This is a genomic window from Pseudomonas putida (assembly GCF_028682455.1).
In the GTDB taxonomy this organism is placed as follows: domain Bacteria; phylum Pseudomonadota; class Gammaproteobacteria; order Pseudomonadales; family Pseudomonadaceae; genus Aquipseudomonas; species Aquipseudomonas putida_AA.
Window position 1 is genome coordinate 1,204,492 of the sequence record NZ_JANHLD010000002.1, and the last position, 17,123, is coordinate 1,221,614.

Annotated in this window: 14 protein-coding genes; 1 reads left to right on the plus strand and 13 read right to left on the minus strand. The window is 66.5% G+C overall.

Going from position 1 to position 17,123, the window contains the following annotated elements; genetic code table 11:
• Positions 1-68: 68 nt before the first annotated feature.
• From NPS58_RS16020 to NPS58_RS16060, 9 genes are all read right to left on the minus strand, one after another.
• The gene (locus tag NPS58_RS16020) at positions 69-1,757 is read right to left on the minus strand and encodes a class I adenylate-forming enzyme family protein (RefSeq protein ID WP_274116327.1); all 1,689 of its coding nucleotides are present in this window, start codon (positions 1,755-1,757) and stop codon (positions 69-71) included.
• A 12-nt stretch (positions 1,758-1,769) separates the two neighbouring features.
• Positions 1,770-2,924: an acyl-CoA dehydrogenase family protein gene (locus NPS58_RS16025; protein WP_274116328.1), complete on the minus strand. Its 1,155-nt coding sequence runs from the start codon at positions 2,922-2,924 to the stop codon at positions 1,770-1,772.
• Complete coding sequence (locus tag NPS58_RS16030; protein WP_274116329.1) at positions 2,921-4,126, minus strand: acyl-CoA dehydrogenase family protein; 1,206 nt, start codon at positions 4,124-4,126, stop codon at positions 2,921-2,923. The genes NPS58_RS16025 and NPS58_RS16030 overlap by 4 nt, the downstream gene beginning before the upstream one ends.
• 100 nt (positions 4,127-4,226) lie before the next feature.
• A complete protein-coding gene (locus NPS58_RS16035) occupies positions 4,227-5,396 on the minus strand; it encodes an acyl-CoA dehydrogenase family protein (RefSeq protein ID WP_274116330.1) in 1,170 nt (389 codons plus the stop codon).
• A gap of 10 nt (positions 5,397-5,406) precedes the next feature.
• Positions 5,407-6,585, minus strand: a complete 1,179-nt coding sequence (locus NPS58_RS16040; protein WP_274116331.1) for a lipid-transfer protein — start codon at positions 6,583-6,585, stop codon at positions 5,407-5,409.
• 17 nt (positions 6,586-6,602) lie between these two features.
• Positions 6,603-7,022, minus strand: a complete 420-nt coding sequence (locus NPS58_RS16045) for a MaoC family dehydratase (RefSeq protein WP_274116332.1) — start codon at positions 7,020-7,022, stop codon at positions 6,603-6,605.
• Complete coding sequence (locus NPS58_RS16050; protein WP_274116333.1) at positions 6,994-8,127, minus strand: acyl-CoA dehydrogenase family protein; 1,134 nt, start codon at positions 8,125-8,127, stop codon at positions 6,994-6,996. The genes NPS58_RS16045 and NPS58_RS16050 overlap by 29 nt, the downstream gene beginning before the upstream one ends.
• Complete coding sequence (locus tag NPS58_RS16055; protein WP_274116334.1) at positions 8,124-9,110, minus strand: bifunctional MaoC family dehydratase N-terminal/OB-fold nucleic acid binding domain-containing protein; 987 nt, start codon at positions 9,108-9,110, stop codon at positions 8,124-8,126. Before NPS58_RS16055 ends, NPS58_RS16050 begins: the two co-directional genes overlap by 4 nt.
• 56 nt (positions 9,111-9,166) lie before the next feature.
• The gene (locus NPS58_RS16060) at positions 9,167-9,952 is read right to left on the minus strand and encodes an SDR family oxidoreductase (RefSeq protein WP_274116335.1); all 786 of its coding nucleotides are present in this window, start codon (positions 9,950-9,952) and stop codon (positions 9,167-9,169) included.
• Between the two features lie 134 nt (positions 9,953-10,086).
• Between NPS58_RS16060 and NPS58_RS16065 the strand changes: the two genes are divergently transcribed.
• Positions 10,087-10,872 carry an enoyl-CoA hydratase gene (locus NPS58_RS16065; RefSeq protein ID WP_274116336.1) on the plus strand — a complete coding sequence of 262 codons (786 nt, stop codon included), beginning with the start codon at positions 10,087-10,089 and terminating at the stop codon, positions 10,870-10,872.
• Between the two features lie 209 nt (positions 10,873-11,081).
• Here the strand turns inward: NPS58_RS16065 and NPS58_RS16070 are convergent, their stop codons facing one another.
• The 4 genes from NPS58_RS16070 to NPS58_RS16085 form a co-directional block, all read right to left on the minus strand.
• Complete coding sequence (locus NPS58_RS16070) at positions 11,082-11,840, minus strand: SDR family oxidoreductase (protein ID WP_274116337.1); 759 nt, start codon at positions 11,838-11,840, stop codon at positions 11,082-11,084.
• Positions 11,837-13,546, minus strand: a complete 1,710-nt coding sequence (locus NPS58_RS16075; protein WP_274116338.1) for an FAD-binding protein — start codon at positions 13,544-13,546, stop codon at positions 11,837-11,839. Before NPS58_RS16075 ends, NPS58_RS16070 begins: the two co-directional genes overlap by 4 nt.
• A complete protein-coding gene (locus NPS58_RS16080) occupies positions 13,543-15,264 on the minus strand; it encodes an FAD-binding protein (protein WP_274116339.1) in 1,722 nt (573 codons plus the stop codon). The genes NPS58_RS16075 and NPS58_RS16080 overlap by 4 nt, the downstream gene beginning before the upstream one ends.
• A gap of 215 nt (positions 15,265-15,479) precedes the next feature.
• Positions 15,480-17,078 (minus strand): amidase, encoded by a 1,599-nt coding sequence (locus NPS58_RS16085; RefSeq protein ID WP_274116340.1) that lies wholly within the window; start codon positions 17,076-17,078, stop codon positions 15,480-15,482.
• Between the last annotated feature and the right edge of the window lie 45 nt (positions 17,079-17,123).

Genomic DNA, 17,123 nt, shown 5'->3' on the forward strand with positions numbered 1-17,123 from the left:
TCGCTGATAAGGCTTTCGGGTACAGCTCATTCTTCGCGTTCTGGCGCAGCATTCATCGTCCGGAAAGACTAAAAATCGGCCAGTGCGGCGGTTTTTTGCAGCTCGCTCTTGATCACTTTGCCGGAGGCATTGCGCGGCAACGGGTCTGCGTGCAGGAACACCCGCACCGGCACCTTGTAGGCCGCCAGGCGTTCAGCGATGTAGGTGCAGATGGCCTGGGCATCGAGGTGCTGCACGGCACGCACGGCCAGCGCCACCGCCTCTCCCAGTTGCGGATGCGGGATGGCGAAGGCGGCCGCCTCCTCCACCCCCGGCATCTCACCGATGCAGGCCTCGATCTCGGCCGCCGAGATCTTCTCGCCGCCCCGGTTGATCAGGTCCTTGATCCGGCCGCTGATGCACAAGAAGCCCTCCTCGTCGAGGTAGCCGGTGTCGCCGGTATCGAGCCATCCACCGCGCAAGGCGGCAGCGCTTTCCTGCGCCAGGTTCCAGTAGCCGTTCATCAGGGTCGGCGAACGCAGCCAGATCAGGCCGCTGCTGCCGTTGGGCAACGGCTGCTGCGGGTCATCGCCGATACGCACATCGACGATGGGCAACGGCCAGCCACAGCTGGCCGGCTTATAGACGAACTGGTCGCCACCTACGGCCGCGCCGATGCCATTGCTCTCGGTAAGGCCATAGCCGCTGCCGCCGATGGCCGTGGGTTTGCGCTCGTTCATGCTGGCCAGCAGGCCGCTGGTCGAGGCGCCACCACCCAGCCCCAGGCCGAACAGACTGGCGGTGTGCTCGCCACCAAAGCGCGGCGAATCCACCAGTTGCTGCATCATCACCGGCGCGCCGTTGAACTGGGTGCAGTGCTCGTCGCGAATCAGGTCCAGGGCCCGCTCTACATCCCACTTGTACATCAGCACCAGGCGCCGGCCAGTGCGCAGGGCCAGCAAGAACTGCGCATGCAGGCCACTGACATGAAACAGCGGCACGGCAATCAGGCTGGTGGGGGCAAAGCCGCTGTCGATCACCGCGCCAATGCGCTCCGGCGAACTCATGGCACAGTGCGCGCCCTGGAACTCCAGCGCGGTCAGCGCCTGGCAGATCGCTCGATGGCTGGACAACACCCCTTTGGCGCGGCTGGTGGTACCTGAGGTGTAGAGGATCAGTGCCGGGGCATCCGGATCCGGCTGCAGGGTCGGCACCGGCAAGGGCGGCGCGGCCAGCAGGTACTCGTAGCGACGACAATGGTCAGGCAGTGCCAGGCCCGGCGTGGCGCCGACCACAATGGTCGGCAGATTGATCGCCGCCAGGTCCTGGGCGACCACCTGCAGGCGGGCGTCATCGCACAGCAGCAGGCAGGCACCGCTGTCCTGCACACCGTGCAGCAACTCCTCGCGCAGGCCCCAGCTGTTGAGCGGCACGCACACCGCCCCGCAGCGCTGGATGGCGGCAAAGGCCACCAACCAGGCCGGCTGGTTGCGCATGGCGATGGCCACGCGTTCGCCGGGCTGAACGTTGTAACTGCCCACCAGTTGCCCGGCCAGGCGATCGACCTGGTCGAAGTACTGGTCGAACGTCAGGCGCTGCTCCTGCCACACCACGAACTCGCGGTTGCCATGCACCCGCGCAGCGTCGATGACCTGCAGCAGGTCGGATGCCGCGTGGCGAAAATAGCGCGGGCCACCATCGGCCGGTGTCACCACTTCAAAAGGCGAGCCCGGAGCAATCAGTTGCTCCCAGGCGCTTTGCCAGCGTTGCTCGATCATAGTGTTCTCCGCTCAGGCGCTCGCCAGGGCCAGGGCCGCGTAGCGCTCGCAATGAAAGTCGCGATCACCCAGGCAGGCCTGGGCCACCCGCACCCGCTTGAGGTACAGGCCCACATCCAGCTCGTCGGTGACGCCAATGCCGCCGTGCATCTGCACCGCCTCATTGCAGACCTTGAGCGCGGTATCGCCGGCCTTCCACTTGGCCAGGCTGACCAGCCGGCCACGGGCAGCGGCGTCCAGGCTGCTGTCATCGAGCGCCGACAAGGCGGCCATCACCGCGCTGCGGCTCAGGGCCAGGTCCACGTAGAGCTGGGCGGCGCGATGCTGCAGGGCCTGGAAGCTGCCGATCGGGGTGTCGAACTGCACACGGGTCTTCAGGTATTCCAGGGTGGTCTCGAACAACTGCTCGGCAGCGCCCAGCAGTTCGGCCGCCAGGCACGCCCGGCCACGGTCCAGGGCCAGGTCCAGGCTGGTCCAGCCCTGGCCCGGTTCCCCCAGCAAGGCATCGCGCCCCACCCGTACCTGCTCCAGGCGCAAGCGTGCGCAGTTGCGCGCATCGATCAGCGGCAAGGCGCTGCACGTGAGCCCCGGGGTACTGGCCGGCAGCAGGAACAGGCTGATGCCCTGCTCGTCGCCCGCCATGCCGGCCACCCGCGCTGCCACCAGGTAGGCATCGGCGCCCAGGCCATCGAGGACCCAGTACTTGTCGCCCTCCAGGCAATAGCCGTCGCCGTCGGCGCGCGCTTCAAGCACAGTGCCCTGCGGCGCATGGCGGGCCTGCTCGTCCAGGGCCAGGGCCAGGCGCAGGTCGCCTGCGATCAGCGGCGCCAGCCAGCGATCCTGCTGCGCGGCGCTACCGGCCAGGTGCAGCAGCGAGCCGCCCAGTACCACGCTGGACAACAATGGCGTGGCCGCAAGATTGCGGCCGATGGATTCGAAGATCGGCCCCAGGCCCATGCAACCGAAATCCAGGCCACCCAGCTGTTCGGGAAAGGGAATGGCGCTCCAGCCCAGCGCCACGGCATCGCGCCACAGCTGCGGGTCGAAACCGCTACCGCCGGCCTCGTCACGCAACCGGCGCTGGGCACTCACCGGGCTACGGGCGGCAAGAAAATCCCGCGCACTGTCGGCCAGCAAACGCTGCTCGTCGCTGTAGACCAGGTTCATGGCGTCACTCCTTTCTTGGCATCGGGCAGGCCAAGCACGCGCTTGGCGATTACGTTGAGCTGCACCTCCGACGCGCCGCCGGAAATGGTCAGGGCATAGCTGTTGAGCCAGCCGCGGGTGATCGCTTGCTGCTGCTCGGTGAACGCATCGGCTTGCCAGCCCATGGCGTGGCCGCCCATGAGGTCGAGCAGCACTTCGAACTTGTCGCGCTCCTGCTCGGTGTGCACCAGCTTCATGATCGCCATCAGGCCGCTGATGTCGTCCCCTGCCTGGGCCGCCTGGCCCATGCGCTGCACCGTGAGGTCGTAGCTGCGCTCGTTCATGACGCAGGCCATTGCCCGCGCCTGCAACCCATGCTCGCTCTGGCTGCGTGGCTGCGGCAGGTACTCGCGCAGCAGGGCCAGCAGATCGACGTGGGACGGCAGGCTGATCTCGCCGAACTTGGACATCGCCTTGCGTTCGTGTTGCAGCAGGCGCTTGGCCAGGTTCCAGCCGCCGTTGAGCGGGCCGATCAACTGCTGCCTGGGCACTTTGACGCCGTCGAAGAACACCTGGCAAAACGCCGATTTTCCGCTGATCAGATCGATCGGCACCGGGTTCACCCCTGGGCTGCGCATGTCGAGCACGATCAGGCTGATGCCCTCGTGCTTGGGTGCGCTGGGGTCGGTGCGCACCAGGGCGTACATCCAGTCGGACTTGTCGCCATAGGACGTCCAGATCTTGCTGCCATCGACCACGAAGTGGTCACCGGCATCGCGGGCGCTCATCTTCAGGCTGGCAAGGTCGGAGCCGGCATTGGGCTCGGAAAAGCCCTGGCACCAACGCACTTCGCCGCGGGCCATGGGCGGCAGCAGGCTGCGCTTTTGCTCCTCGCTGCCGAATTCCAGCAGCACCGGGCCGAGCATCCACACCCCCAGGTTGATCTGCGGCGGCCGGCACTTGAGCCGGCGCATCTCGCTCTCGAGCACCGCCAGTTGCTCGGCGCTCAGGCCGGCGCCGCCGTATTCCCGCGGCCACTCGGGGCAGAACCAGCCCTTGTCGCGCATGCGCTCGAACCACAGTTGCGCGTCTGGGCTTGGGAACTGTGGCTGCTGCGCGCCCCAGACCACGTCGCCCTCGCCCATGGCGGTGCGCATGGAGGGCGGGCAATTGGCCTCAAGCCAAGCCCGGGTGTCGTGCCGAAATTGCTCGATGGTGCTCATGAGATTGACCTTTATTGTTGTTGGGTTGCGTGGCCTGTGGGAGCGAGCCCGCCCCGCGATACCGGGTGTTTGACACACCGCTATCGCGGGGCAAGCCCCCCTACCTTTGCGGCCGTGGCATGCCCAGGCCGAACTGGGCGATCAGCTCACGCTGGATCTCGTTGGTGCCGCCCCCAAAGGTCACGGTCACCGAGGCACGCACCTCGTACTCCAGGTCGCCATGCAGCAAGGCCGCCGCCGAACCGCTGCGCAGTGAGCCGTTGGCGCCGACAATGGCCGACAGCCTGCGCAGGATTTCGATGGCCGACTCCGAGCCGTAGACCTTGGTGGTCGAGGCCAGTGCCACGTCGACGCGGTCGTGTTCGAGGTCGGCGGCAATACGGAAGTTGATCAGGCGCATGGCCTCCAGGCGCGCATAACACTCGGCGAGCGAGGTGCGTACCCAGGCCCTGTCCATCGCCCGGTGGCCCTGCTCGTCGCGGCAGCGGGCCCATAGGTAGACCCGGCGAAACAGCCCGGCCACCTTGTCCGACCAGGAACCCAGGCCCAGGCGCTCGTGGTTGAGCTGGGCGGTGATCAGCTTCCAGCCACCGTGCAGTTCGCCCACCAGCATGTCGTTGGGCACCCGAACGTTGTCGTAGTAAGTGGCCGCGGTGGGATTGCTGGTGGTCGGGATCAAGGTGCTGGAAAAGCCCGGCAGACGGGTGTCGAGAATCAGGATCGACACTCCCTTGTGCCGTGCCTGGGTGGGGTCGGTACGCGCCGCCAGCCAGATGTAGTCGGCCGACTCCGCGCCCGAGGTCCACAGCTTGTTGCCGTTGACCACGAAGTGGTCCGCTTCGGGCCGCGCGGTGGTCTTGAGTACCGCCAGGTCGCTGCCGGCCCCGGGCTCGGAGTAGCCAATGGCGAACATGATTTCGCCCCCGGCGATGCCGGGCAGAAAGCGCTCTTTCTGCTGCGTGCTGCCATGGGCGATCAGCGCCGGGCCCACGGTGCTGATGGTCACGAACGGCAGGGGTGCACCGGCAATGTTGGCCTCTTCGAAGAAAATCAACTGCTCGGTGGCGGCGTAGCCCTGGCCACCGTGCTCCTTGGGCCAGCCCACCGCCAGCCAGCCATCGCGGCCCATCTGGCGCACCGTCTGGCGAAACAGCTCGCCGCCCTCCTGGCCGCGCAGTTGCTCGCGCAGTTGCGGGGTCATCAGGGCCTGGAAGTAGTCGCGCACCTTGTGGCGCAGCGCCTGTTGTTCGGGGGTGAGATCGACGAACATGAGCTGCTCCTTAGGCCGCGCCGAGAATCAGGCCGCTGGTGGGCACGCCGGTACCGGCGGTCACCAGCACGTTGTGCACATCGTCCACCTGGTTGACCGCTGTGCCGCGCACCTGGCGCACCGCTTCGGCCACGCCGTTCATGCCGTGGATATAGGCCTCGCCCAATTGGCCGCCGTGGGTGTTGATCGGCAACTTGCCGCCGCGGGCGTGGTGGCCGGCGCGAATGAATTCCTTGGCCTCGCCGCGACGGGCGAAGCCGAATTCTTCAAGCTGCGGCAGTACGAAGGGGGTGAAATGGTCGTAGATCACCGCGGTCTGCAGGTCGTCCGGGCCGAGCTTCGACTGGCGGTACAACTCGCGGGCCACCACGCCCATCTCCGGCAGGCCGGTGATGTCGTCACGGTAGAACGAGGTCATGATCTGCTGGCCATCGGTGATGCCCTGGGAGCCGGCCTTGATGATCACCGGCTTCTGCGGCAAGTCACGGGCGCGTTCGGCCGAGGTGATCACCATGGCCACCGCGCCGTCGGACTCCTGGCAGCAGTCGAGCAGGTGCAACGGCTCGCAGATCCAGCGCGAGGCCTGGTGCTCCTCCAGGGTGATCGGTTTGCCATGGAAGAACGCCGCCGGGTTGGTGGCGGCAAAGTCGCGCACCGCCACCGCCACCCGACCGAAGTCTTCGGACGTGGCGCCGTAGGTGTGCATGTAGCGCTGGGCGAACATGCCCACCCAGGCCGCCGGGGTGTGGAAACCGTGGGGCATGTACCAGCCGTAGTTGACGTTCTCGAAGATCGGCGTCGAGGCAAAGCCGTAGGTACCGGTACCAAAGCGATACCAGGAACGCTCGTTCATGGCCCGGTAGACCACCACCACCTTGGCAACGCCGGTGGCCACGGCCATGGCCGCATGCATCACCGGCCCGCAGGCGGCGCCGCCGCCGTGGGGCACCTGGGAGAAGAACTTGACGTCCTTGCACCCCAGCAGTCGGGCAATTTCGTACTCGGGCACCTTGTCCACCGAGTAGGAGCTGAAGCCCTCGACTTCGGAGGGGTCGATACCGGCATCCTTGAGCGCGCTCAAGGTGGCTTCCAGGGCCAGGCGCAGTTCGGTGCGCCCGGAGTTCTTGGAAAATTCGGTGGCGCCCAGGCCAACAATGGCGGCGCGCCCGCCAAGCGATGAATCGGTCATCTGTGTGTCTCCGCCTGTCAGGGCAGGATCAGCGCGACCGTACCGGTCACGTGATTGCCCATGGAATTCTTGCCGCTCAGGGTCACGTGCACCGTGCCGGTGTCGGTATCCTTGCTGGCAACGCTGCCGCTGAAGGTCATGCTGTCGCCGGGGTAGTTGGGCGCGCCCAGCTTGATCTTCAGCGACACGAAGCGGGCCAGCGGGCCGGCCCAGTCTTCGACAAAGCGCTGCACCAGGCCGTTGGTGGTGAGGATGTTCATGAAGATGTGTGGCGAGCCCAATGCCTTGGCCGCTTCCAGGTCGTGATGCCCCGGGAAGTAGTCACGGGTGGCGATCGCACCGCCCGCGATCAGGCCCACGGTGATCGGGATCACCAGCTCCGGCAGCGCATCGCCGGGGTGCACGTCTTCAAAGCGCAGCGTGTTCTTCGAGGTCATATTTCCATCCCAGCTTGTCGTTATCGCCCAGCCAGTCGCCAAGGCGTTCCAGGCTTGCCGCCGATCCCCCCAGGGCAAGGCCCAGGGCGCGGCTCCAATAGAGAAAACGGTGGATCGGGTAGGTAAGGTCCACGCCGATACCGCCGTGCACATGCTGCGCGTTGTGGCCAATGCGATGCCCTGCCTCGCAGGCCAGGTACGCCGTGGCCAGGGCCTGGGCGCTGCTGCCAAGGCCGGCGTCGAGCCGGTAGCACAGTTGCCAGAGGCTGCTGCGCAAGGCTTCGAGGGCGATGTGGGCATCGGCCATGCTCATCTGCACGGCCTGGAAGCTGCCGATCGGCCGACCGAACTGCTCGCGCTCGCTGACGTAGGCCACGGTGCGGCGGATGTGCTCGGCACTGACGCCCAGTTGCAGCGCGGCCAATGCGGCCTGGGCGCGCGGCTCCAACCAGTCCAGCGCCGGGCCCGGCAGCAGTTGCTCGGCACCGATGCGCAGGTCCTGGACCTCGATTTCGGCCACCGCCTCGCCATGCGTCAGCACGCCGGGCACCCGGCGAATCTGTGCCGCGCCCAGCTCCAGCAGCACCAGCCGTGGCTGGCCCTCGGCCTCGGCCAGCACCAGTGCAGCCTGGGCCTGCTGGCCGAAGGCGAGTGCCGATACCCGGCCATCGAGCAACCAACCCCCTTCGCACGGGCGGGCCCTGAGTTCGATGCCGCCGGCACTGGCCCGGGCGTCGATGGACAAGGTCAGGATCGCCTCGGCCGACGCTGCCCGTTCGGCCCAGCTGGCAGCCTCGCCCAGGGCAAAGTGCGCCAGGGTCGCCGCTGCCAGTTGATGACGCCACAGCGGGACCTGGGCCAGGCTGCGGCCCTGGGCCTGGAGCACCAGCATCAGCTCGGTCAGGCCCAGGTCGCTGCCACCGGCCCGTTCGGGAATCGCCAGGGCATGCAGCCCGGTCTCCACGCACAGACCCCAGAGGTCATTCATCATCGCTTCGCCGCTGCTGTCCCACTGGCGCAGGGCGTCGTCGTCGCAGTGGTCGGCAAACAGGCTGTCGGCCATTTGCGCAATGGCGCGCTGGTCTTCGCTCAATTCGAAGTTCATGGCGCCTCCTGCCCGGCGACCGGTCGGAACAACGGCAAGGTCTGCTGCTCATCGAAGACCTGGAACTCCACCTGCAGACGCTGGCCGATCTGCAACTGGCCAGGCTCCACGCCGACCAGGCCTGCAACCAGGCGCACGCCCTCCTCCAGCTCGACCAGGCCGATGGGGTTGGGGTGCTCGAACGGCGCCACCACCGGGTAGTGCATGACCACGAAGGAGTACAGGCTGGCCCGGCCACTGGCCTGCACGATGTCCCAGTCGAAGCTGTGGCACTGGATGCACACCGGCGCCGGCGGGTGACGCAGGGTCGAGCAGGCCGTGCAGCGCTGGATCAGCAACTGGCCCTTGGCGCAGCCTTCCCAGAAGAACCGGGTGTCGTCGCTGATGCCCGGCAACGGCCGCTTGGCCACCACCGGCGCTTCGCTGGCAGGTGCAGGCGCTGCCGGCGCCTGGGCAGCCGGGCGGAACTTGAACACGCGAAACAGCAACTCGCCCACCGGCTCGTCGCCAGAGGATTTCTCGACAAAATGGCTCATCACCAGGGTGACGAAAAAGCCGGTGCCAAGACCGGTGGTTTTTTCCTCGCCCACCGATTCCAGGCGAGTGGTGTAGTAGAGTTTTTCGCCCAGGTGCAACGGCCGGGTGAAGCTCAGTTCGGAGTTCACCGCCACTACCGAGTTGTAGCCGTACGCCTCGAACAACTTGAGGACTTCGTAGGGGTTCTCGTCGGTGGACCCTGGCGGATAGTTGTTGGCGTGAAAGCCTTCCATCGTCCACACCTGGAGCATCCCCGGGGGTGCGATCAGGCCTTCGTGAACGCTTTCAAGGGCCGCGGCCGGATCGGTGTAGAGCGGGTTGTCCACGCCCATGATCTCGCACCATTGGCGGATCATCGGTGCGTTCACCTCATCCCAGGCATACACCCGCCCGTATTGGCGCCCCACCAGGGCGCTCACATTGGACAGCAATTGTGGATCTGCCACAGTCGTCTCCTGCAAAGTGAGGGCAGCGACCGGCACGCCGGTGCTGCCGGGGTCGATCAGGTCGGCAGCACCTGGGCCGCATCGAGAAAGGCCGGGCGCTCGCCACCGCCATGCAGCAACAGGTTGCAGCCGCTGGCATAGGCGGCCAGCGGCGAGGCCATGTACAGGCAGGCGTTGGCGATGTCCTGGGCCACGGCCATGCGCCCGGCAGGAATGCCGGCGCTCACCGCCGCAATACCGGCGTCGGTGCCGTAGTGCAGGTGCGCCTGCTCGGTCAGTACCAGGCCTGGGCTGACGGCCACCACCCGCACCTTCGGCGCCCACTCCACCGCCAGCGACTGCACCAGCGCCAGGACGCCAGCCTTGGCCGCGCCATAGGCAGCGGTACCGGGCGAAGAACGCAGGGCACTGATGCTGCCGATAAAGAGAATGCAGCCTCCTTCGGCCTGCCCCTGCATCAGCCGGTTGGCGTGCTGGGCGACATTGAAGGGGGCGATCAGGTTGAGGCGGATGATGCTCTCGTGAAACCGGGGCGATGCCTCGGCGGCCGGCGCCTGGGGGCTGCCGCCGGCGTTGTTGACGAGCACGTCGAGGCGGCCGTATTCGTGGCGGATCGCATCGAACAGCGCTTGCAGCGAGTCGCTGTCACGCACGTCCGCCGGTATGAACGCCGCACTGCTGTTGCCATGCGTCGGCACCTGCAGCGGCGCATGCCGGGCACAGACAATCACCTGGGCACCGGCGGCGAGAAACTCGCTGGCGATCCCCGCGCCGATCCCCTTGGTGCCGCCCGTGACGAGCACCACCTTGCCGCTGTAATCCAACCCCGCGTGCTGACCCATGTCGTGCTCCTTGTTCGTTTGACAAGGGTCACTCTAGGGACAACCTCAGCGCCGTACTTCGTCTGAACGGACGATGAATTGCAGCGGGCACGCCTCGACACTGCAAGCCAACGACTACGCGCACGAGGATGCCCATGGACGATTCCACCGCCCCACCGGTTCTGCTCGAACACCCCCTGCCTGGCGTCGCCCTGTTGCGCCTGAACCGTCCCCAGGCCACCAATGCGCTGAGCCTGGACCTGCAGGCCCTGCTGTCCCGGCACTTCACGGCCCTGGCCGAGGATCCCGATGTGCGCTGCATCCTGCTCACCGGTGGCGACAAGGTGTTCGCCGCCGGTGGCGACATCAACAGCATGGCCGGCGTCGGCCCTATCGATATCTACAAGCGCCATACCGAGCGGGTGTGGGCGCCGATCCAGCACTGCCCCAAACCGGTGATCGCCGCGGTGTGCGGCTACGCCTATGGCGGCGGCTGCGAACTGGCGATGCTGGCCGACCTGATCGTGGCTGGCCGTGGTGCGCGCTTCTGCCAGCCGGAGATCCGCATTGGCATCATGCCGGGCATCGGCGGCACCCAGCGCCTGGTCCGTGCGGTGGGCAAGGTCAAGGCCATGCGCATGGCCCTGACCGGGCAGCCGATCAGTGCCGAAGAGGCCTGGGTGGCCGGCTTGGTGAGTGACCTGGTGGACGATGACCAGGTACAGGCCAAGGCACTGGAATTGGCAGCGCTGATCGCCGCCATGCCGGCGCTGGCGGCCGAACAGATCAAGGAAGTCATCCTGGCGGGCATGGATGCACCGCTGGAAGCGGGCCTGGCCCTGGAACGCAAGGCCAATGCATTGTTGTTTGCGTCGCGTGACCAGAAGGAAGGCATGCAGGCATTCATCGAAAAGCGCCCGGCGCGGTTTGAGGGGTATTGAAAATACCGGCCTCTCGCGGGGCAAGCCCGCTCCTACAGGTTCGGCGCAGGCCAGCAGGAGCGTAGCGAATTGTGCTCTTGATCTTTATCTTCAGGCCCCGTAGTGAGGGGGCCCGACGCGAAGCGTAGGGCCCCTGGTGGGGCGAGTGACTCAGCATCACCCTCGAGAGTGGATCAACACACAAGGCCAAAAAGCCCACACCCCCAGGCTCAAATGCTCATCAACAACTGCCCACTGTCGACCCGCAATTCCACCCCGTTGATCGCTCGCGACTCATCGCTGGCCAAGAACAACACACTGGCCGCCACGTCCTCAGGCAGGCACATACGCTGCATCGGGTCGATGTCGATGGTCATGCGCTCCGGGTCCAGTCCCGCCGGATAACTGCCACGGGTCATGGCGGTGAGCACGCTGTCCGGATGCAAGGTATTGCAGCGGATACGGTACTTGCGCTGGCGACAATGCACCGCCACCGACCGCGACAATGCCGCCACCGCGCCTTTGGAAGCACTGTAGGCCAGGTAGTCACCGCGCCCACCCAGTGCCGCAATCGACGACATGTTGATGATCGAGCCACCCGTGGCCTTCATCAATGCAATGGCCTCGCGACAACCGAGGAACACACTGTCGCTGTTGACCCGCAGCACCTGGTGCCAGGTGTCCAGGGTGGTGTCTTCGACCGACCCGCTGCGCAGGATGCCCGCGTTGTTGAACAGGATGTCCAGGCGCCCGTAGCGGTCGCGCAGCAACGCCATGACCTGCTGCCAGTCATGCTCGCTGCTGGCGTCATGGCGGATGAACGCAGCCGCCGCGCCGATCTCGGCAGCCAGGGCCTGGCCAGCCTGCTCGTCGACATCGCTGATCACCACCTGTGCACCTTCAGCCGCCAGCAACCGCGCACAGGCGCGGCCGATACCATTGGCGCCGCCGGTGACCAGGGCGACCTTGCCTTGAACTCGACCACTCATACGCTGCTCCTCGTTGTCATCGACGATTCATGGTGGTGGGCTGCACGGGCCTGCGCCGCGATGGCAGCCCCCGCACGACGCCCGGAAAACACGCAGTCCGCCAGCGACAGACCACTGATATACAAATGCGATGGAATCCCCAGCGCCGTGCGCCCGGCGGCATACAGGCCAGCAATCGCCTGCCCCTGCGCATCGAGCACGGCACCGCTGTCCTCATTCACCTTGAGCCCGCCCAGGGTCAACGCACCCAGCGGAAAAATCGGATTGCCCACGGAAATATCACAGGCATAGAACGGGCCTTGATCGAGCACCTGGCGACTCCCCGGCGACTTGCCGAATTCATCCTCGGCCTCACCCCGCGCCGCCGCGTTGTAGCGCTGCAGCGCCTGGCTCAGTGCCTCGGCCTGCATGCCGGTGGCCTGGGCGAGCTGGGCCGGGGTCTTGCCCCTGCGCTGCTTGAGCAGCATCAAGGCCAGCGCCGGCACGCTCTGGAACCACCAGTAGCCACCGAACAAGGCCTGGCGAATAGCCTTGGCGCGCAGCCGCGCATCGAGCACCAGCCAGGCGCGGCCACCCTGCTCTTCCATCAGCGGCTGGCCAAGGGTGGCGCCGTACACTTCCTCGTTGCAAAAGCGCTTGCCGTCACGGTTGACCACGATGCCCTTGGGCCAGCAGTGCGGCGGGTTGATGAAACGCCAGGCCGATACCCGCTCGAGCCCGGCGCTGGCCGCCCCGGCACTTTGCCCCAGGCGCAGGCCGCTGCCGTCGCAGCCGGTGGCGCCCACCTTGAAGTTGCGGCGAAAATCCGGGGCATGCTCGCGCATCAATTCACGGTTGAAAATAAAACCGCCGGTGCTGAGCACCACACCCTGGCGCGCCTGCACCCGATATGGCTGCGCATGCTCGCGCTCAAGCTGGCTGACGCGCTGGCGCAGCTTGTCGCAATAGCCCGGCGCCAGGTTCTGCCAACGTTCGGCGCGAGCTGCAAGGCGGGCATGGGTCTTGGCCGCTTCACTGCCCGGTGGCAAGCGCCACAGCTCGGCGCCGATCACCCGCCCCTGGCCGTCCAGCACCAGGCGCCGCGCTGCCGCCTGCAGCAACGGACGAACACCGGCCTTCAGGCAAGCGGCCTGCAGGTGACCATAGAGCACCGCCCCGCATTGCCCCTTGCCCACGGTGCGATGACCGCGGGGTGCGGGTGGCAAGCTGTCGGTGTGCGACGGCACCAGCTCATTGCCGGAGTAATAGAGAAAATAGCCATCGCCCGGGTACGAGGTCTTGCCGCCCGGTGGCATCTGGTGGCCGTAGGGCGCGCCGTGGCCCTGCAACCATTCGAGGTTGGCCACGCTCTGCTCGCAGAAGCGCCGCAAGGTGGTATCACTGACCACGCCGCAGGTTTCATGCTTGAGATAATCGAACATGGCTTGCGGACTGTCAGTGATCCCGGCGGCCTGCTGCTGGCGGGTGCCACCGCCGGCATACACCACCCCGCCACTCTTGGCGCTGGCGCCACCGCCGGTAAAGCGGTCGGCAATCAGTACATCGGCGCCCTGGGCGCGTGCCTCGAGGGCCACGCAGGCACCCGCCGCCCCCCAGCCAATGACCAACACATCACACTGCGCATCCCATTTCAGCGTCTTGCTGTCGCCGACCCGCAAGGGCGCCAGGATGGGGCTGCAGCTCGATAGCTTATCGGAGGTCTTCATGCGGGCTCCTGGCGCTGGCTGGCAAGGTGATTGGCGGCCACGTAGGCAAAAGTCATCGCTGGCCCCAGGGTGCCGCCGGCACCGGGATAGCTGGTGCCCATCACCGAGGCCGAGCAATTGCCGATGGCATACAACCCGGCAATCGGCTGGCCGTCTTCACGCACCACCTGGGCGTCGGCATTGGTCAGCAGGCCGCCCTTGGTGCCGATGTCGCCGGCATCCATGCGCATGGCGTAGTACGGGCCCTTGCGCAGCGGCGCCAGGCACGGGTTGGGCTTGACGTTGCTGTCGCCGTAGTAGCGGTCGAACACGTTGCCGCCGCGGCCGAAATCCGGGTCGATACCGGTGCGGGCATAGTCGTTGACCTTGGCCACGGTGTTTTCCAGGCCAGCGGCATCGACGCCGATCATCTGTGCCAGTTCGCCCAGGGTGTCGGCCTTCCAGTACAGGCTGTCGCGCCACTCTTTGCGCAGGCGGCTGTCGGGCATGACCTGGGCCGGCATCAGCGGACCCATGGCGTAGTTGTGGCGAAAGTGCCCGTCGAAAATCACCCAGGCCGGCACGCTCTTGCCTGCGGTGGTTTCGTTGTCGCGGTACATGGCGTCGACAAATTCCAGGTACGGCGCGGCTTCGTTGATGAAGCGCCGGCCCAGGCCGTTGACCACGATGGCACCAGGGAACGCCCGCTCGGCAAAGATACCGCGGGGCTTTTCCTCACCCGGCACGGCAATGGTCGGCGCCCACCAGGCCCAGTCCATCAACGCGGTGGCCGCACCCTGGGCCAGGCCGGCCTGCAGCGCGGCGCCGGTGTTGTTACCCGGCGGCGTGGCACTCCAGGCCATGCGCGTAGGTTGCGGCAGGTACTGCTCGCGCAGTGCCTGGTTCTGTTCGAAACCGCCGGAGCCGAGGATCACCCCGTGACGCGCCTTGAGGGTCATCTCGCGGCCGCCGCGCACCACCGTCACGCCGGTGACACGGCCCTGTTCGCTGACCAGGCCGGAAAAGTCGGTGTTCAGCCACAGCGGTACATTGCGGTCCATCAACGAGCGGCGCAGCGACGCCACCAGCGAGCTGCCCAGGGCAGCGCGGCGGTCGTACTTGCTCTTGCGCCGCCATTTGAAGTCGAGCTTGTAGCGCAGCATCAGGCGCAAGATCAGCAACTGCCAGCCAAAGCCGCGGGCCATGGCCTTGTGGGCATGGCGGGCGGTCCAGGCGATGCGCCCCATCAGCAGGGTCGAGGGCGAAGGTTTGCGCAGGTTGTCCAGTTCCTCGCCCAACAGGCTGGTGTCGAACAGCTCGGGGTCCAGGGTCCGGCCACCGGGCAAGGCGCCTGGCAGGTGCGGGTAATAGTCGGGGTACTTTTCTGCCACCGCGTAGCGCACTCGGCTGGTGCGGGTAAGGGTCTCGATCATCTTCGGCGCATTGTCGAGGTAGGCACGCAAGCGCGCTTCGTCGACGTGATCGCCCGCGGCCGCCTTGAGGTAGGTCAGGGCCTGCTCGACGCTGTCGTTGCCGCCCTTGCGGGTGAAATAGTGGTTGTTGGGAATCCAGATCCCGCCACCGGAAATCGCCGAGGTGCCACCGTACTTGTCGCTCTTCTCGACGATCAGCACGCTGAACCCCTGGTCGGCGAGGAACACCGCCGAAGTCATTGCGCCGGCACCCGAGCCGACGACGATCACGTCATAGGCGCTTTGAGTCTGAACTTGAGCTGTCATTATTGTTATGCCATTGGCTGAGAGACAGACCTGATGATCGACTCAGCGTTTGGCGGGCTCATCGTCAAAGCGGACTATGCGGGGGCAATGCGGGCGCCGGACCGACGCTTGATGTGGCGGCAGCAGTTGCCTCATCGCGGGTCAAGTCCGCTCCTGCCGTGCAGATTCACATCCGGTGGGAGCGGGCTTGCCCTGCGCAAAAAACCAGCGACGAATCAGCCAAGCAGAGCCCGCTTGCCCGCCCAAGGCTGCGCCTGTTCCAACTGCCGTGCCATGCGCAGCAAGCCATCCTCCCCACCCAGGCGCGCCGTGAACATCATCCCCACCGGCAACCCCTCCTGGCTCCAGCCCAGTGGCAATGAAATCGCCGGCTGGCCGCTGACGTTGGCCAGCGCGGTGAACCCGGCACTGCCCATCGCATGCTGGGCATAGCTGTCCCAGGGCTGGTCGAGCGACAACAAGCCTATGCGTGGGGTCAGGTTGGCCGTCACCGGCGAGAGGATCAGGTCGAAACGCTCGAAGTAGCCCTCCATCTGCGCACCGATGGTTTCGAACGACTGCCGCGCCCGGTACAGTCCCTCGCCGGTGGTCCCCCGCGCCCGCTCAAGTACCACCTGGGTGATTTTCTCCAGGTCCTGGGTTGTGGCCGCACGGCCCAGCGCCTGCTCGCGGTCTTTCACCAGCGTGGTCAGGGCGGTACCGATCACCGTACCGTGGGCACCGAACATCTGCCGGGGATCGACTGCCAAGGTCAGCTCCTCCAGTTCGTGTCCAAGATTCGTCAGTTGCTTGATGGTCTGCTCCAGGGTGGCGGCAATCGCCGGCTCCAGCGCTGCACCGGTCAAGGACTGGCGTACCACTGCAATGCGCAGCTTGCCCGGTTCGCGCGCAAGTTCATCCACATACGGCCGCGCCAGCGGCGCACTCCAGTAAGGGCTGCCGGCCTCGTGCCCCTGCCCCGCGTCCAGGAACAACGCCATGTCGCGCACGCTGCGCGACACCACGTTGCCCACGCTGGCGCCGAACCAGCCCTCGAAATGCGCTGGCCCACTGGGCGTGCGATAGCGGCTTGGCTTGAGCCCGATCAAGCCGCAGTAAGACGCCGGGATACGAATCGACCCACCGCCGTCGGTGGCATGGGCCACCGGTACGATACCGGCCGCCACCGCACTGGCCGCGCCACCTGACGACCCCCCGGCGCTGTGCTCCAGGTTCCAGGGGTTGCGGGTCTGGCCCCAGAGCAGCGACTCGGTGGTGGTGGTCAGGCCGAATTCGGGGCAAGTGGTCTTGCCGAACGGCACCGCACCGGCCTGTTCGTAGCGGGTGATCAGGGTACTGGTGCTGGCAGCCGGTGGCGCATCCTTGAACAGGCGGCTGCCATTGCTGGTGGATGTGCCCTTGAGGTAGGTGTTCAGGTCCTTGATCAGGATCGGTACCCCGGCCAGCGCACCCTGGGCCTGTATGCCGGCCTGCCGGCGCTGCGCCAACAGGGCACGGGCGTAGTCCTCATGCAGCATGTTCACCGCCTTGACCTTGCCGTTGACCGCGCTGCACCGGGCCAGCGCAGCGGCGAGCAGATCCTCGCCACTGAGCTCGCCCTTGCGCACCGCCTCGCTCATGGCCCAGGCATCCAGGCCCTGGTACTCACGGTCCGACAACCCGGCAGCACGCGCATCGGCAAAGCGACCGAGCAAGCCTACGCCAGCGGCCACGGCGCCGGCCTTGAGAACGCTGCGCCGGGGCCAGGTGACAGGCGCGTCGGTGGTGGAAAGCGTGGTGGCGGCGCTGGGTTCGGCCGTACTGTGCTGGGTCATGAATACTTCCTGTGCTGGATTCTGAAGGCATGCATCGAGGGCGGC

Bases quoted from the DNA above. Each gene is read 5' to 3' on its own strand.
- NPS58_RS16025 (WP_274116328.1), bottom strand. From the start codon at position 2,924: ATGAACCTGGTCTACAGCGACGAGCAGCGTTTGCTGGCCGACAGTGCG.
- NPS58_RS16065 (WP_274116336.1), top strand. From the start codon at position 10,087: ATGGACGATTCCACCGCCCCACCGGTTCTGCTCGAACACCCCCTGCCT.
- NPS58_RS16070 (WP_274116337.1), bottom strand. From the start codon at position 11,840: ATGAGTGGTCGAGTTCAAGGCAAGGTCGCCCTGGTCACCGGCGGCGCC.
- NPS58_RS16045 (WP_274116332.1), bottom strand. From the start codon at position 7,022: ATGACCTCGAAGAACACGCTGCGCTTTGAAGACGTGCACCCCGGCGAT.
- NPS58_RS16060 (WP_274116335.1), bottom strand. From the start codon at position 9,952: ATGGGTCAGCACGCGGGGTTGGATTACAGCGGCAAGGTGGTGCTCGTC.
- NPS58_RS16085 (WP_274116340.1), bottom strand. From the start codon at position 17,078: ATGACCCAGCACAGTACGGCCGAACCCAGCGCCGCCACCACGCTTTCC.
- NPS58_RS16040 (WP_274116331.1), bottom strand. From the start codon at position 6,585: ATGACCGATTCATCGCTTGGCGGGCGCGCCGCCATTGTTGGCCTGGGC.
- NPS58_RS16030 (WP_274116329.1), bottom strand. From the start codon at position 4,126: ATGAGCACCATCGAGCAATTTCGGCACGACACCCGGGCTTGGCTTGAG.
- NPS58_RS16035 (WP_274116330.1), bottom strand. From the start codon at position 5,396: ATGTTCGTCGATCTCACCCCCGAACAACAGGCGCTGCGCCACAAGGTG.
- NPS58_RS16075 (WP_274116338.1), bottom strand. From the start codon at position 13,546: ATGAAGACCTCCGATAAGCTATCGAGCTGCAGCCCCATCCTGGCGCCC.
- NPS58_RS16080 (WP_274116339.1), bottom strand. From the start codon at position 15,264: ATGACAGCTCAAGTTCAGACTCAAAGCGCCTATGACGTGATCGTCGTC.
- NPS58_RS16050 (WP_274116333.1), bottom strand. From the start codon at position 8,127: ATGAACTTCGAATTGAGCGAAGACCAGCGCGCCATTGCGCAAATGGCC.
- NPS58_RS16020 (WP_274116327.1), bottom strand. From the start codon at position 1,757: ATGATCGAGCAACGCTGGCAAAGCGCCTGGGAGCAACTGATTGCTCCG.